The sequence below is a fragment of the Cellulosimicrobium sp. Marseille-Q4280 genome (assembly GCF_943181405.1).
Lineage (GTDB): Bacteria > Actinomycetota > Actinomycetes > Actinomycetales > Cellulomonadaceae > Cellulosimicrobium.
On record NZ_CALPBY010000003.1, the window covers coordinates 90,036 to 101,869 of the forward strand.

At 73.5% G+C, this 11,834-nt stretch carries 18 protein-coding genes; 1 reads left to right on the forward strand and 17 read right to left on the reverse strand.

The window, feature by feature from the left end:
* Positions 1–40 precede the first annotated feature (40 nt).
* From NFS20_RS08565 to NFS20_RS08630, 14 genes are all read right to left on the reverse strand, one after another.
* On the reverse strand, positions 41–841 hold the full coding sequence (locus tag NFS20_RS08565) for a thymidylate synthase (RefSeq protein ID WP_251151360.1): 801 nt from the start codon (positions 839–841) through the stop codon (positions 41–43).
* On the reverse strand, positions 838–1,248 hold the full coding sequence (locus NFS20_RS08570; protein ID WP_251151361.1) for a hypothetical protein: 411 nt from the start codon (positions 1,246–1,248) through the stop codon (positions 838–840). The genes NFS20_RS08565 and NFS20_RS08570 overlap by 4 nt, the downstream gene beginning before the upstream one ends.
* A complete protein-coding gene (locus NFS20_RS08575) occupies positions 1,245–2,273 on the reverse strand; it encodes an NADAR family protein (RefSeq protein ID WP_251151362.1) in 1,029 nt (342 codons plus the stop codon). The genes NFS20_RS08570 and NFS20_RS08575 overlap by 4 nt, the downstream gene beginning before the upstream one ends.
* Complete coding sequence (locus NFS20_RS08580; RefSeq protein ID WP_251151363.1) at positions 2,270–2,572, reverse strand: hypothetical protein; 303 nt, start codon at positions 2,570–2,572, stop codon at positions 2,270–2,272. Before NFS20_RS08580 ends, NFS20_RS08575 begins: the two co-directional genes overlap by 4 nt.
* Positions 2,569–2,922 (reverse strand): hypothetical protein, encoded by a 354-nt coding sequence (locus NFS20_RS08585; protein WP_251151364.1) that lies wholly within the window; start codon positions 2,920–2,922, stop codon positions 2,569–2,571. Before NFS20_RS08585 ends, NFS20_RS08580 begins: the two co-directional genes overlap by 4 nt.
* 26 nt (positions 2,923–2,948) lie before the next feature.
* Entirely contained in the window at positions 2,949–3,566 is a 618-nt protein-coding gene (locus tag NFS20_RS08590) for a hypothetical protein (RefSeq protein ID WP_251151365.1), read from the reverse strand.
* 17 nt (positions 3,567–3,583) lie between these two features.
* On the reverse strand, positions 3,584–4,375 hold the full coding sequence (locus tag NFS20_RS08595) for a metal-dependent hydrolase (protein WP_251151366.1): 792 nt from the start codon (positions 4,373–4,375) through the stop codon (positions 3,584–3,586).
* 91 nt (positions 4,376–4,466) lie between these two features.
* Positions 4,467–4,994 (reverse strand): HD domain-containing protein, encoded by a 528-nt coding sequence (locus NFS20_RS08600; RefSeq protein ID WP_251151367.1) that lies wholly within the window; start codon positions 4,992–4,994, stop codon positions 4,467–4,469.
* A gap of 115 nt (positions 4,995–5,109) precedes the next feature.
* On the reverse strand, positions 5,110–5,862 hold the full coding sequence (locus NFS20_RS08605) for a hypothetical protein (RefSeq protein WP_251151368.1): 753 nt from the start codon (positions 5,860–5,862) through the stop codon (positions 5,110–5,112).
* A 99-nt stretch (positions 5,863–5,961) separates the two neighbouring features.
* Complete coding sequence (locus tag NFS20_RS08610; protein ID WP_251151369.1) at positions 5,962–6,963, reverse strand: hypothetical protein; 1,002 nt, start codon at positions 6,961–6,963, stop codon at positions 5,962–5,964.
* Positions 6,964–7,088: 125 nt separating this feature from the next.
* Positions 7,089–7,859 (reverse strand): hypothetical protein, encoded by a 771-nt coding sequence (locus tag NFS20_RS08615; RefSeq protein WP_251151370.1) that lies wholly within the window; start codon positions 7,857–7,859, stop codon positions 7,089–7,091.
* 89 nt (positions 7,860–7,948) lie between these two features.
* Positions 7,949–8,464, reverse strand: coding sequence for an RNase H family protein (locus NFS20_RS08620; RefSeq protein ID WP_251151371.1), 516 nt, complete (start codon positions 8,462–8,464; stop codon positions 7,949–7,951).
* Between the two features lie 85 nt (positions 8,465–8,549).
* Positions 8,550–8,939, reverse strand: a complete 390-nt coding sequence (locus NFS20_RS08625) for a hypothetical protein (protein ID WP_251151372.1) — start codon at positions 8,937–8,939, stop codon at positions 8,550–8,552.
* A complete protein-coding gene (locus NFS20_RS08630) occupies positions 8,936–9,598 on the reverse strand; it encodes a hypothetical protein (protein ID WP_251151373.1) in 663 nt (220 codons plus the stop codon). The genes NFS20_RS08625 and NFS20_RS08630 overlap by 4 nt, the downstream gene beginning before the upstream one ends.
* Positions 9,599–9,737: 139 nt before the next feature.
* Between NFS20_RS08630 and NFS20_RS08635 the strand changes: the two genes are divergently transcribed.
* Positions 9,738–9,908 (forward strand): hypothetical protein, encoded by a 171-nt coding sequence (locus NFS20_RS08635; protein ID WP_251151374.1) that lies wholly within the window; start codon positions 9,738–9,740, stop codon positions 9,906–9,908.
* Positions 9,909–9,916: 8 nt separating this feature from the next.
* Here NFS20_RS08635 and NFS20_RS08640 read toward each other — a convergent pair whose 3' ends face one another.
* The 3 genes from NFS20_RS08640 to NFS20_RS08650 are packed head-to-tail and all read right to left on the reverse strand — an operon-like array spanning position 9,917 to position 11,804.
* Positions 9,917–10,375, reverse strand: a complete 459-nt coding sequence (locus NFS20_RS08640) for a hypothetical protein (RefSeq protein ID WP_251151375.1) — start codon at positions 10,373–10,375, stop codon at positions 9,917–9,919.
* Between the two features lie 56 nt (positions 10,376–10,431).
* On the reverse strand, positions 10,432–10,932 hold the full coding sequence (locus NFS20_RS08645; RefSeq protein ID WP_251151376.1) for a hypothetical protein: 501 nt from the start codon (positions 10,930–10,932) through the stop codon (positions 10,432–10,434).
* The gene (locus NFS20_RS08650; protein WP_251151377.1) at positions 10,929–11,804 is read right to left on the reverse strand and encodes a hypothetical protein; all 876 of its coding nucleotides are present in this window, start codon (positions 11,802–11,804) and stop codon (positions 10,929–10,931) included. The genes NFS20_RS08645 and NFS20_RS08650 overlap by 4 nt, the downstream gene beginning before the upstream one ends.
* Positions 11,805–11,834 lie beyond the last annotated feature (30 nt).

Sequence of the window (11,834 nt, forward strand, 5' to 3'; positions counted from 1 at the left end):
GCTGGTGTCTCCTTCGGTGGTGCGGGCGGTGCGGGCGGGCTCAGACCGCGATGGGGGCCTTGATGCCCGGGTGGTGCTGGTACCCGACGACCTGCACGTCGTCGATCTCGTACTCGAACAGCGACGGCGCGCGCCGCAGCTCGAGCGTCGGGTACGGGTACGGGTCGCGGGCCAGCTGGGTGCGGACCTGCTCGACGTGGTTGGAGTAGATGTGGACGTCGCCGCCGGTCCAGACGAACTCCCCGACCTCGAGGTCGAGCTGCTGGGCGACCATGTGGGTCAGCAGCGCGTAGGAGGCGATGTTGAACGGCACGCCGAGGAACAAGTCGGCCGAGCGCTGGTAGAGCTGGCACGACAGGCGCCCGTCGGCGACGTAGAACTGGAACAGCGCGTGGCACGGCGGCAGGGCCATGTCGTCGACCTCGGCGGGGTTCCACGCCGAGACGATGTGCCGGCGCGAGTCCGGGTTGGTCCGCAGCGAGTCCATGACGCGGGCGATCTGGTCGATGTGCTCGCCGTCGGGCGCCGGCCACGACCGCCACTGCACCCCGTACACCGGCCCGAGGTCGCCGTTCTCGTCGGCCCACTCGTCCCAGATGCGGATGCCGCGCTCCTGCAGCCAGCGCACGTTGGAGTCCCCGCGCAGGAACCACAGCAGCTCGCCGATGATCGAGCGCAGGTGGACCTTCTTGGTGGTCACCAGCGGGAAGCCCTCGGCGAGGTCGAACCGGATCTGGCGGCCGAACACGCCGATGGTGCCGGTGCCGGTGCGGTCGCCGCGCTCGGCGCCGTTCGCGAGCACGTCGGCCAGCAGGGTCTCGTACTGGTTGCTGGACGTCACGGGGACTCCTCGTGGTCGGTGGTGCGGGCGGCCGGGCTGACCGCCTCGAAGTGCAGGGCCTCGCGCAGCACGCGCTCGGTGTCGGGGCTGATGTGCTCGGGCCCGACGCGGTAGACCTCCTCCAGCGCCTGGCCGAGCCGGCGGGCGCCGGGGCTCGTGCGCCGGGCGACGAACGCCGCGGCGAGCCCCGGGCGCTGGGCGCCGGTGTACCAGAGCCCGTCGTCGTCCTGGCCGTAGCCCGCCCGCGTGCCGGCGCGGTGCAGCGCGAGCACGAGGAACGTGTCCTGCTGGCCGTACCAGGTCAGGTGCTCGGCAACGACGGCCAGCACCTGCTCGGTCGTCGAGCCCGGGTGGCGATCGAGGTGGCCGGCGACGACGTCCGTGAGCTCGCTCAGGGTCGGGGTCATCGGCCGTCCGGGTTCTCGATCGTGGTGCGCCGCGCGACGACGTCGACGAGCACCATCGGTCGGCGCGCAGCGCGAGCCTTGGCGATGGCCGAGACGGTGCCGCCGGTGGTGATCTGCGGGTTGTGCACGGCGACGATGAGGTTCGCGTCGCGGACCATGAACGCGTTGCGCTCGTGCAGCAGGCGCACGTCGTAGTCGTCGCCGAGCACCAGGTGCCGCTCGGCCTGGCCCAGCAGGTGCTCCCAGGTGGCGGCCTGCTGCGGGGACCAGCGGTTGGGCTGGGCCCAGAACGGCACGTAGGCCCACAGGCGCAGGTCCGCGGCCAGCGCGGCCTGGCTCCACCACGTGTCGGCCCCGATCGCGAACCCGCTGATGGCGACCTTGGTCTTGTGGTCGGCCTTGAGCTTGACGGCGAGCCGGTCGAGCTCGGCGCGCGCGAAGTCGCTCTGGGCGTCGGTCAGCAGGTGGGGGCGGTGCCCGGTGACGGCCACGCGCGTCCAGCGCCGGTACGCCCCGCGCAGGTAGTCGCGGTGCGCCATCAGGGCCCGGCCGAGCGCGTTGTCGCCGGCGTGGGCGCGGTGGCGGTCGCAGAAGCACTGCCCCCACGCCTGGTCGTGCCAGGCGCGCCTCTCGGTGCCGGTGCCCTCGATCAGCAGGGCGTCGCGGGTCGCGATGAGCGCGTTGCGCAGCGGGACGTCGGTGAACTTCGCGGCGACCACCTGGTCCATGACCTCGTAGCGCACGCGGGTGTCCCACTCGGCCTTGGTCACGCGCATCGTCGCGGCCCGGCCGGCGGCCTTCGCCTTGGCGGCGGTGGGCGCGAGCCGGATGGCGCGCCGCTGTTCGGGGTCGTCGGTCTTGAGCGCGTGGAAGGCGTGCTCGGCCGTGGGGTAGACCTCGTCGCCGAGGCGCACCGCGGCGCGGTAGAAGCTGGACAGGAACTCGTGCTGCTCGCGGAACCGGTCGATCAGCAGGTCGTGGTTGACGTACACCTCGGACGCGGCGCGCGGCGTGGGGCGGCTCATGCGCGGGCCCCGCAGACCGGGCAGGCCCACTGGTTGTGCTCGTCCGTCGCGGGGCAAGGCTGGCCGTCGGGGACCGTGTGGTGCGGGCCGCGGATCAGCAGCGAGGTGTCGTCGAGGTTCGCGCCGTAGCCGTAGCGAATGCGCTCGCGGACGGCGGTGCCCAGGCGCAGGCCGGGCGGCACGACCACCGCTGCCAGGGGCTGGCCGGGGATCTGGAACAGGCAGACCCTGTGCCCGTCGCCGCGCGGGTGCACGCCGACGATAAGCATGTCCTGGGTGCCGTGTGTCGTGGTGCTCATCGGTCCTCCTGCCAGGCTCGGGGCATCGGCGGGCGCACGTAGGCCCAGCGCCGCTCGATCGTGTCCAGGTGCTCCTCGCTCGGGTCGTCGCCGGCGCGGCGCAGGTCGCGCGCCAGGCGCCGCTCCCAGGCCATGTAGGCGCGCACCTGCCGGTCGCGGAGCACCTGCCGGCACGCCCACCAGGGGCGCACGACGAGCACGAGCGCCGGGTGATACCGGGCGCCGTCCTCCTCGTCGACCTCGGTGACCTTGAACGGCCACGGCAGCACGAGCGTGTGCCGGTGCAGCTCGTCGCTGCCGGTCGACGGCAGCGCGGAGCCCCAGGCGTGCATGGTCCAGGCGAGGGTCATGGCGTTCAGATGTGCGGCAGCACGCGTCAGCGGCGCACGTGCGAGGTGCCCTCGATCGGCATGGTGCGCAGGTGCCCGTCGTGGACCTGGGCGATGCGGTCCGTGACCGTCTCGTCGTGCGGCGCGCGCTCCTGCAGGGAGGCCCTGGTGAGCCGCTCATGGCTGCCGAGGGTCATGCGGACCTCCGTCGTGCCGTAGACGAACCCGCCGTTGAGGCGCCGGCTGACGAACTTGGAGACCTGACCGAGCACGGCGACGGTGACCAGCACGAGCGTCGCGGAGATGCTGGACAGGTACACCCAGGACAGCGCGGCCCACAGCGTGGGGATGGCGACGGCGACGTAGGTGCCCGAGCGCAGCACGACGGCGATGAACCCCGCGATGGCGAGCAGGACGCCGAACAGGGTGGCGAGCACCGACAGGACCTCCAGCGGCGTGCCGGCGCCCACGACGCTGGTCACCAGGTCGGCGCCGGCCTGCGTCGGGCGCACGGCGAACGCGATCGCCAGCACCAGCAGCGCGAACGGGAAGCCGAACGACACGGCCCGGCCCGCGTAGTGCAGCGTCGCCACCAGCCGCTCACGGCCGGGTGCGAGCTCCGGGGGCCGGATGACGGTGGCGGACAGCGGGGTGGGGTCGCTCACGCGGTTCTCCTCAGGGGTCATGCGCCGATCCCGGGGATCGGCAGGGGTGCGCCGACGGCGCGGGCGATGGTGTCGGCCAGGGCGACGAGCGTGTAGAGCGAGAGCACGGCGAACAGGGCCATCTCGCGCATGGAGCCGGTCTTGCCGAGGATCGGCAGGGCGACGTAGCCGTTCTGCTGCCAGATGGACCGCACGATCGGCACGTAGTCCAGGCCCTTGGGCGGCTTGGGGATCCACGGCCACAGCAGCGGCAGGCCGCCGACGGTCAGGAAGTCCCCGACCAGGTGGGTGATGACGCCCACGACGACGACGGTCGGCAGGATCTCGAACAGGTCGGGGAAGAAGTACAGGACCGGCAGCGTGGCGAGCGCGGCGGTGACCCAGAGCTTGATGACCCCGCCCTTGGAGAGCTTGAGGACCTTGAGGGTGAAGCCGATCAGCGCGAGCCACAGCAGCGTCGAGCCGGCGGGGATGTACCCCAGGACCGGGACGGTGGCCCACCAGGTGCCCAGGTAGGTCGCGCCGAGGTAGAAGCCGATGATGGCCAGCAGGGAGTGCAGGCCGTGGCGGTGCCCACCGGAGGCGGCCTCGACGGTGCGGGCGGCGACCTTGGTGACGACGCCGCCGGAGTGGGCGATCGTGCCGTTGTGGTGGTCGGCGTCGGGCAGGATCGCTGCCCCGGCGGCCAGGACCGCTCCGACGAGCTGGTCGCGCGTCGACATCGGGTGCAGGCCCAGGGCCCAGGGTGCCGTGGATGTGACCGCGAGCCATGCGGCAGCGCCGCTCACGGCGTGGTGGGTGCCCATCATGCCCGGTAGATGTGCGGCAGACCGCCGCTGCGCGCCACGGCATGGCGAGGTCGCGCGCCGCGGCGTGCGGCGCGCTCCCCCGGGGCCCGGATCAGTCCGTCAGTGCCAGCCCCAGCGCGGTGCGCGCGGCGCGGTACTTCGCGGTCAGGCGTTCCCGTGTGCGCTCGTCGAGCGCGTCCATCCGCTCCGGGGAGGTGTTGTGCGCGATGTCGGCGGCCTTGACCGTCACGGCCTGCTCGCTGGTGGCGATCCGCAGGTAGTAGTCCACGCGCGGCTCGCCACGCTGGTGGGTGAGCAGGGCGACCAGGCGCAGGGTGTCGGCGACCTGGTCGGGTGTTCCGGCCCCGGACAGCTCCGCGGCGAGGTCGCCCAGGGTCCAGTCAGTGTCCTCGACGACGTCGTGCAGCCACCCGGCGGCGATCACGGGCGCGGGGTGCCCCTGGGAGGTCAGGGTGGCGGCCACGGTGGCGGGGTGGTCGATGTAGGCCTTGCCGAGCTTGTCGACCTGGCCGCGGTGCGCCCGGTCGGCGATGTCGGCGGCGGCTCGCACCAGCGGGTGACGCGCCTGGTCCTCGGCGTTGGTGCGGGCTGCCTCGGCGGTGGCTTGGTCCGTGCTCATCTGTGCCCTCTCGTCCTGGGGTGCTTGCACCTTGCAGATGTGCGGACTGGGCTGGGCAGATGCACGACGGGCCGACCCCGCGTCAGCAGGATCGGCCCGTCACGTGGCGGTGCGGTCACTCGAAGTAGGGCGGCGAGCCGAACTTCTGCGCCTGCTCGCGCACCCACGCGGCGACGACCTTCGGGTCAGCCTCGACCGTCAGGTCCGAGGTGACGACCTCGTGGTGGTACCCGTTGGGGGTCATCTCGCCGGTCGTCTCGACCTGGAACTGCCACCGGCCGGAGTCCTGGCCGTCGCCGACGACGTACACGACGTCGCCCGTCGCGCCGCGCTCGTCGCGGTTGGCGCGGGAGCCGAAGAAGATCGTCGTGCCGCCGCCCTCGTCCCACACGTCGACCCCGTCGAGCTCGGCCGCGACGGCGCGCGTGACACCGTCGTTGCGGACCTCGGTCGGGAAGTCGGTCAGGTCCTCGGGGTCGGCGTTGCGCGCAGCGCGCAGCCAGGCGGCCACGGCGCCGGGGTGGGCGTCCATGCTCAGGCCGGGGGTCGAGGCGATGCGGTCCTGGCCGCGCTCCAGGCTCCACTGCCCCTTCTCGCCGGTCAGGACGTTGACGCCGGTGACGATCTCCTTGCTGTCGTCGCCGTCGTCCGCCGGCCAGACGACGGCGGGGGCGTCGTCGCCGCAGTCGCCCGCGCCGGGCAGCAGCTCGATGATCGCGTTGGTGGCCTCGCGCGCCTTGTCCTCGAACTCGAGGTCGTCGGGGCCGGCCAGGTTGACGGGCGACTCGCCGGCGGCCTTGGTGACGAACTGGCCGCCCGTGCTGACGCCCGCGGTGGCTCGCGGGTGCTGGGACTCGTTGAAGGACATGGGGCAATCCTCTCGTGCGGCGCTGACAGCGCCAGCGGCTCTCAGGCGGGTGGGCCCGGCGGCGGGACGGTCGTGCTGGGGTGTCCCGCCGCCGGGCGGTCAGCGCTCGAGGTGGACCGACCCGAACCGCTGCGCCTGCTCGGTGATCCAGGCGGCCACGACGGCGGGGTCCTCGCCGGCGTCGACGTTGGACACGACGGTCTGGCAGTAGTTCCCGGCGGCGTCCGGGGTGTCGGTCTGCTCGGTCTCGAAGTGCCAGACGCCCGGGTGCTCGGGGTCGTCGTCGGGGGTGATGAACGCGTAGTCGCCCTTGTCGTGCGCGCCGTGGTCGCGCGAGCCGAACCAGATGGCCTCGCCTGCGCCCTCGTCCCAGGACTCGGCGCCCTCGACGTGGGCGACGACGGCCTTGGTGACGCCGGTCAGCACGACGTTGCCCGGGGCGTCGCGCAGGATGTCGGGGTCGGCGACGGCGGCCGCGTTGCACCACGCGGCCACGGCTGCCGGGTGGGCGTCCACCGGCAGGCCGGAGGCGGACACGATGCGGTCGGTGGTCTGGGAGTGCATCCACGTGCCGCGGTTCGGCCCGTCGCTCTGGTCCACCCAGGCGGCGTTCCCGTCGGACAGGTACAGGGTCGCGCCCTCGGGCTCGCGCACGATGTTGGTGTACGGGGCGAACTGGTGCAGCGCGGCGGACACCGGCTGGTCCGGGTCCTCCTCCAGGATGCGGTCGCGGGTCCAGGAGGTGAGCTCGTCGACGCTCGCGGTGTACTCGTACGGGGACTCCACGCGCACGCCGGACGCGCTGGTGTACGTCCAGCGGCCCTTGTTGTCGGGGTCGAAGCCGACGCTCGCGCCGCGCACGCCCGGGTCGCGGTGGTCGCCGACGGGGAAGAACAGGGACCCGTCCTCGCGCTGCTTGGCGGACGGCATGGCCTGGGCGATGGTGCGGGTCTTGAGGATGCCGCCGCGCAGCACCTCGTCGGGTGTGGGGGTGACGAGGTGGAGGTCGGCGCGGGACTCCGCCCGGGCGGACACGGCGAACTGTCCACCGGTGCTCACCCCGGCGGGGGTGCGGACGTGCTGGGACTCGCTGAAGCTCACGGTCGTCTCCCACGGGGGCTGGTGCTCGGTGCGGTACTCCCGGTAGATGTGCGGGCGCGCCCGCGCACCGAGCGTGACAAGGGCCCGGTCACCGCGCGGGTGACCGGGCCTTGCCTGGCGGCGGGTCAGCCCTTGAAGGGCACCGACCCGAACCGCTGCGCCTGCTCGCGGATCCAGGCGGCCGCCGCGGCCGGGTCGGCTCCGACCGGGATGTCGGAGACCGCGACGTCGTCGTTCTGGCCGTCGGTGTCCGCGCGCTGGAAGTGCCACACGGGGTCGCCGTCGCCGTCGCCGGCCGGGGCGAGGTAGGCGTGGTCCCCGGTCCACTCCGGGTTCTCCCGGGACCCGTACCAGATCGTCTCGCCGCCGCCCTCGTCCCAGGACGTCACGTCCTCGATCTGGGCGGCTACGGCCTTGGTGACGCCGCTGTCGCGGGCCTCCTCGGGGTAGTTCGCGAGGTCCCCGTCGTCGGTCTGGCGCACCTGCGTCAGCCAGGCCGCCACGGCGGCGGGGTGGGCGTCCATGCGCAGGCCGCTGCGCGCCTCGACGCCGCCGCGGGACAGGCGCCAGGTGCCGTTCGGGACCTCGGAGTCCATGATGTCGGCGAACACCTGCACGCCGGCGCTGATGTCCTCGTCGTCGTGCGCAGCGTCGTCGCCCTGGGCGTGCGGCCAGTGCAGCTGGGGGCAGTTCTCGCCGTCGTCGCGCGCGCCGGGCAGCAGCGGGATCACGGCCTGCGTGGCGATCTCGGCCTGGCGGAAGAACCCCATGCCCTTCCCGCTGTACCTCGTGGCGGCGAGGTCCACTGCGGACTCGGAGCGGGCCGACGCGGCGAACTGCCCGCCGGTGCTCACTCCGGCAGGGGTGCGGACGTGCTGGGACTCGTTGAAGCTCACGGTCGTCTCCCGGGGCTGGTGCTCGGTGCGGTACCCCCGGTAGATGTGCGGACGAGCACCGGCACCGAGCACGTCGCCGCAGCGTCTGGTCAGCGACCGGGAGGGGCCCAGGTGCCGGTCTCGGTGGTGATCGTGCCGGCGGCGGCGCGCACGCGGGCGGCGACGGCCTGCTTGTCGGCCTGCTCGTTGAGCGGGTGGGTGCCGGGTCGGGCGTGCCCCTTGACCTTCACCAGGCGCACCGGCGGCAGCCCGGCGGCGCGGCGGGCGTCGCGGGCGTCGACCAGGGCCTCGATGATCTCGCGGTTGGAGGTGGGCTTGCCGTCGCCGGTGTGCCAGCCGCGGCGCTTGTGGTTGTCCATCCACGAGGCGTAGGTGTTCATCGCGTAGGCGGAGTCGAGCTCGACGGTCAGCTCGGGCACGTCGGCGAACGTGGTGATGGCCTCCAGCAGGCCCTGCAGCTCGGTGGCCTGGTTGGTCGAGCGGGCGACGGCGCCGGACGCCCAGGTGCCGTCGGCGGCGGCCCAGGCCCACCCGGCGTAGCCGGGGTTGCCGGAGCAGGCACCGTCGGTGCCGACGGTCATGGACTGGTAGGGCGCGGTGGTCACAGGGGTGCTCCTCAGGGGATGGCTCGGAACAGGTCCGGGGCCTCGGTGATGGTGGTCGGGGTGGTCGGGCGGGGCGCTGCGGTGCTCATGCGGCGACGTGCTCGGGCAGGACGATCCCGGTCGGGCGCCACGTGGTCTCGGTGTCCTCGGTCAGGATCACGGGAACGGGCGTGAGCGCGCCGTCGCCGGTGCGCCACCGGTTCTCGGCGGCAGCCTTCACGGCGCGGCCGGCGCCGGTCCGCGGCTCCCAGTTCTCGACGAGCTCGCGCGCGACGTACTCGTCCTCGTTGAACCAGACGGACAGGTAGGTGATCAGCACGGCGCAGTGCGCGCAGTACCGGTACGTCCACGCCCCGGCGCCGCCGTCCAGGCCGACGCCTCGGGTGTAGGTCTCCCCCGGCTCGATGGTGCGCGAGCAGACGTCGCACACATGGGCCTTGCGGGCGCGCGGGCGCGAGTGCAGGTACGTCGTCACGAGCGGTCCTCCGGGGTGTCGTCGCCGTCGTCGCTGGTCCGTGGCGGGCGGGCGCCGGACTCGTACTGCTCCAGCAGGACGCGCAGCGCGCGGGAGGTCTGCTTCTCCTCGCGCAGCGCCTGGTGCAGGCCCTCGTTGACGAGGCGCTCGTGCTCGACCCGCTCGCGCAGCCGGTCCACGGGGGACGTGAACCCGGGGCGCACGTACTGCACCAGGCCGGCGGCGGTCAGGCGCGCCTCGACCCGGCCGGCGGTGTGCCCGTCGATGATGTCGACCAGGCCGCCGTCGTCGAGCGTGCGGATCGTCTGGCGCAGCTCGGGCTCGAACGTCCACCACTGCTCGCCGAGGCGGTACCGGGCGGCCAGGACCTCCATGACGAGCTCCTGGGTCGGGGTCAGCGCCTTGGCGCGCAGGCGCACCAGCACCTGCAGCGGGTTGGGCACCTCGCCGAGGATCCACGGAATCGGCACGCGCAGGACGTCGGACAGGGCGACGATGTCGCTCGCGTCGACGTCCGGGTCGTCGCCGGCCAGGCGGGCGTGGACCTGCGACGTGGTGCAGTCGAGCGCGTGGGCGGCTTCCTCCAGTGCACCCGGGGTGACGGCGAGCATGGCGCGCAGGCGTCCACCGCGGGTGGACAGGTCGACGGTGCCGGTCACGGGCGCTCCAGGGGTCGGGTGACGAGGTGCTCTCCCCCTGTGGATGTGCGGCACGCTGCGCTCAGTCACCGATGCGCGGCGGGGAGCGATCGACGGCGGCCGGCCGGCGCGCGAGCCAGGCGCGCGTAGCATCGCCGTCATGCTCGTCCGCGCCACGATCCAGCAGATCCCGCCCGACAACTCCGGCAAGCACGACCTGGAGTCGCGCGACATCGTCATCAGGGACGTCGCGACGTACGAAGAAGGGCGTGACCTGGCCTACGCCCAGGTGCCGGACGGCTGGCGGGTCATCGGCATCGGGCGCTGGTAGCGCAGGGCCTACTCGTCGCGGTCGACGTAGTAGCGGCGGTGGCACACGTCCGACCCGGGCTCGTACTCCTGCTCGTAGCCGCGGTCGGAGCGCAGCACGAAGCCGTCCTCGCCGAGGGTGGTGTTGCAGGCGAACGACAGCGCCTCGGTGTCGGTCTCGAACGTCGTCCGTGCGCCGCCGGAGGGAGCCTGCACCGACCACTGCGCGGCGTACGGGCGACCCTCGTCGGTGTGCTCGGGCTCGTAGAGGTGGTCCCACGCGAACCAGGCGCCGGCCGTGACCGCCACGGCGATCAGGATGGACCAGCCCGGGTGGGCGAAGGCGAACTCCAGCTCCATGCTCGCCGCGCGCACGGGGTTGCCGCGGGCGCGCACCAGGAGCACCGGGTAGACCACCACGGACAGCGCCGCGACGGCGACGGCGAGCACTGCTCCTGCGTGCAGCAGGAAGTAGATGGCGCTGAACATGGCGCCATCCAACTGGGCGCAGCGGCCCGGGCCAAATCGCCCGGCGGCGCGGGCCCTCAGGCGGCGCGCATGAGCCCGTCGACGACGCTCTCGCCCTGCCGCGCGACCTCGTTGCGCAGCCGCGATCGCACCGCGCTCAGCGCACCCTGGTGCTCGACCGTGGCGGCGACGTTCGGCCGCCGGCCGGTCAGGGTGTCCCAGGCCAGCGTGTGCAGCTCGGGCAGCAGGTGCGGGGCGCGGCGGCGCGCCAGGTCCAGGTCGTCCAGCAGCGGGGTCCAGGTGATGCGCACCGTGGCGCGCCCGTACGTGGAGTCGGTGGTCAGCACGGCGGCGGCCGCGGCGAGCACGACGCCGACGGTCAGGCCGACGGCCAGGCCGAGCAGCACGGCGGTGACCGCCGCGGCGAAGATCGCGAGCCCGACTCCTGCCGCGATGGTGCGCCGGCGCCTGGAGCGCACGTCGGCGAGGTGGGCCGGGGCGAACACCAGGTAGGCGGGCTGGCCGTCGATGTCGCGGTCGTGGGTCCACACGAGCCAGCGCGGCGCGGGGGCGGTCATCGGGTCTCCTTGGCGGTGAGGGCGTCCGTGGCCTCGCGCACAGCCACGGCCATGCGGGCGCGTCGGGCGGCCAGGTTCACGGTCCGGGGCTTGCGGACTCCGGTGAGCTCGAGCGGGCCGATCGGTCCGCACAGGGCCCGGGCGGCGGCGATGACCTCGGGGTGCTCGCCGCGGCCGAGCGCAAAGACCGCGGACAGGACCGAGCTCACCGGGTCCGCGTCGGGGTCGTTGCGGGTCACGGCGCGCGTGAGCATCCGCCGGGCGATCGCTGCGGCGCGCTGATCGACGTCGGGCACGCAGTCCAGGGCGAGCGGCGTCGGTGCACCGCCGTCCAGCACGAGCGTCAGGGGCACGACACCGGCGTCGCGGTGGTTCCAGGTCGCCATCGTGTCGGCGGGGCGCCCGGTGGGGATGACGCGGTCCCAGAACGACTCGCGGGTGGCCCAGTCGTCCGGGGCGATGTCGGCCGGCGGGTCCTCGCTGTCCCAGTACCCGTACTCGCTGACGCCGGGCAGCGCGGCGACGGCGTCCTGCAGGTAGGGGTGGCCGCGGTGGACGAGCAGGCCGATGTACCCGCTCTTGGGGTCCTTGCCCCAGGAGACCGACAGGTAGTTCGGGTCGGACCACACGACGCGCGGATCCTCGGCGGCGCGCCGGGTCATGATCTCGGTGTGGCTGACACGCAGCGCGTCCACCGGGGCGGGCAGCGCGTGGGCGACGGCCGTGTCGATCGCGGCGACGGCGCCCGCGACGACCTCGGTCGCGTCGAGGCGGTCGCGCACGGCGTCCAGCTGGGCGCGGTGCTCGATCAGCAGCGCGAGGACGTCTGTGCCGGGGCGAAGGCGGTAGCCGTGGCCGATGCGGGTGCTCACACCCAGTGGATGTGCGGCACCGCGCAGTGC

Coding starts and splice junctions, on each gene's coding strand:
- NFS20_RS08580 (WP_251151363.1), bottom strand. CDS start 2,572: ATGAGCACCACGACACACGGCACCCAGGACATGCTTATCGTCGGCGTG.
- NFS20_RS08600 (WP_251151367.1), bottom strand. CDS start 4,994: ATGAGCACGGACCAAGCCACCGCCGAGGCAGCCCGCACCAACGCCGAG.
- NFS20_RS08645 (WP_251151376.1), bottom strand. CDS start 10,932: ATGACCGCCCCCGCGCCGCGCTGGCTCGTGTGGACCCACGACCGCGAC.
- NFS20_RS08635 (WP_251151374.1), top strand. CDS start 9,738: ATGCTCGTCCGCGCCACGATCCAGCAGATCCCGCCCGACAACTCCGGC.
- NFS20_RS08570 (WP_251151361.1), bottom strand. CDS start 1,248: ATGACCCCGACCCTGAGCGAGCTCACGGACGTCGTCGCCGGCCACCTC.
- NFS20_RS08605 (WP_251151368.1), bottom strand. CDS start 5,862: ATGTCCTTCAACGAGTCCCAGCACCCGCGAGCCACCGCGGGCGTCAGC.
- NFS20_RS08585 (WP_251151364.1), bottom strand. CDS start 2,922: ATGACCCTCGCCTGGACCATGCACGCCTGGGGCTCCGCGCTGCCGTCG.
- NFS20_RS08640 (WP_251151375.1), bottom strand. CDS start 10,375: ATGTTCAGCGCCATCTACTTCCTGCTGCACGCAGGAGCAGTGCTCGCC.
- NFS20_RS08595 (WP_251151366.1), bottom strand. CDS start 4,375: ATGATGGGCACCCACCACGCCGTGAGCGGCGCTGCCGCATGGCTCGCG.
- NFS20_RS08575 (WP_251151362.1), bottom strand. CDS start 2,273: ATGAGCCGCCCCACGCCGCGCGCCGCGTCCGAGGTGTACGTCAACCAC.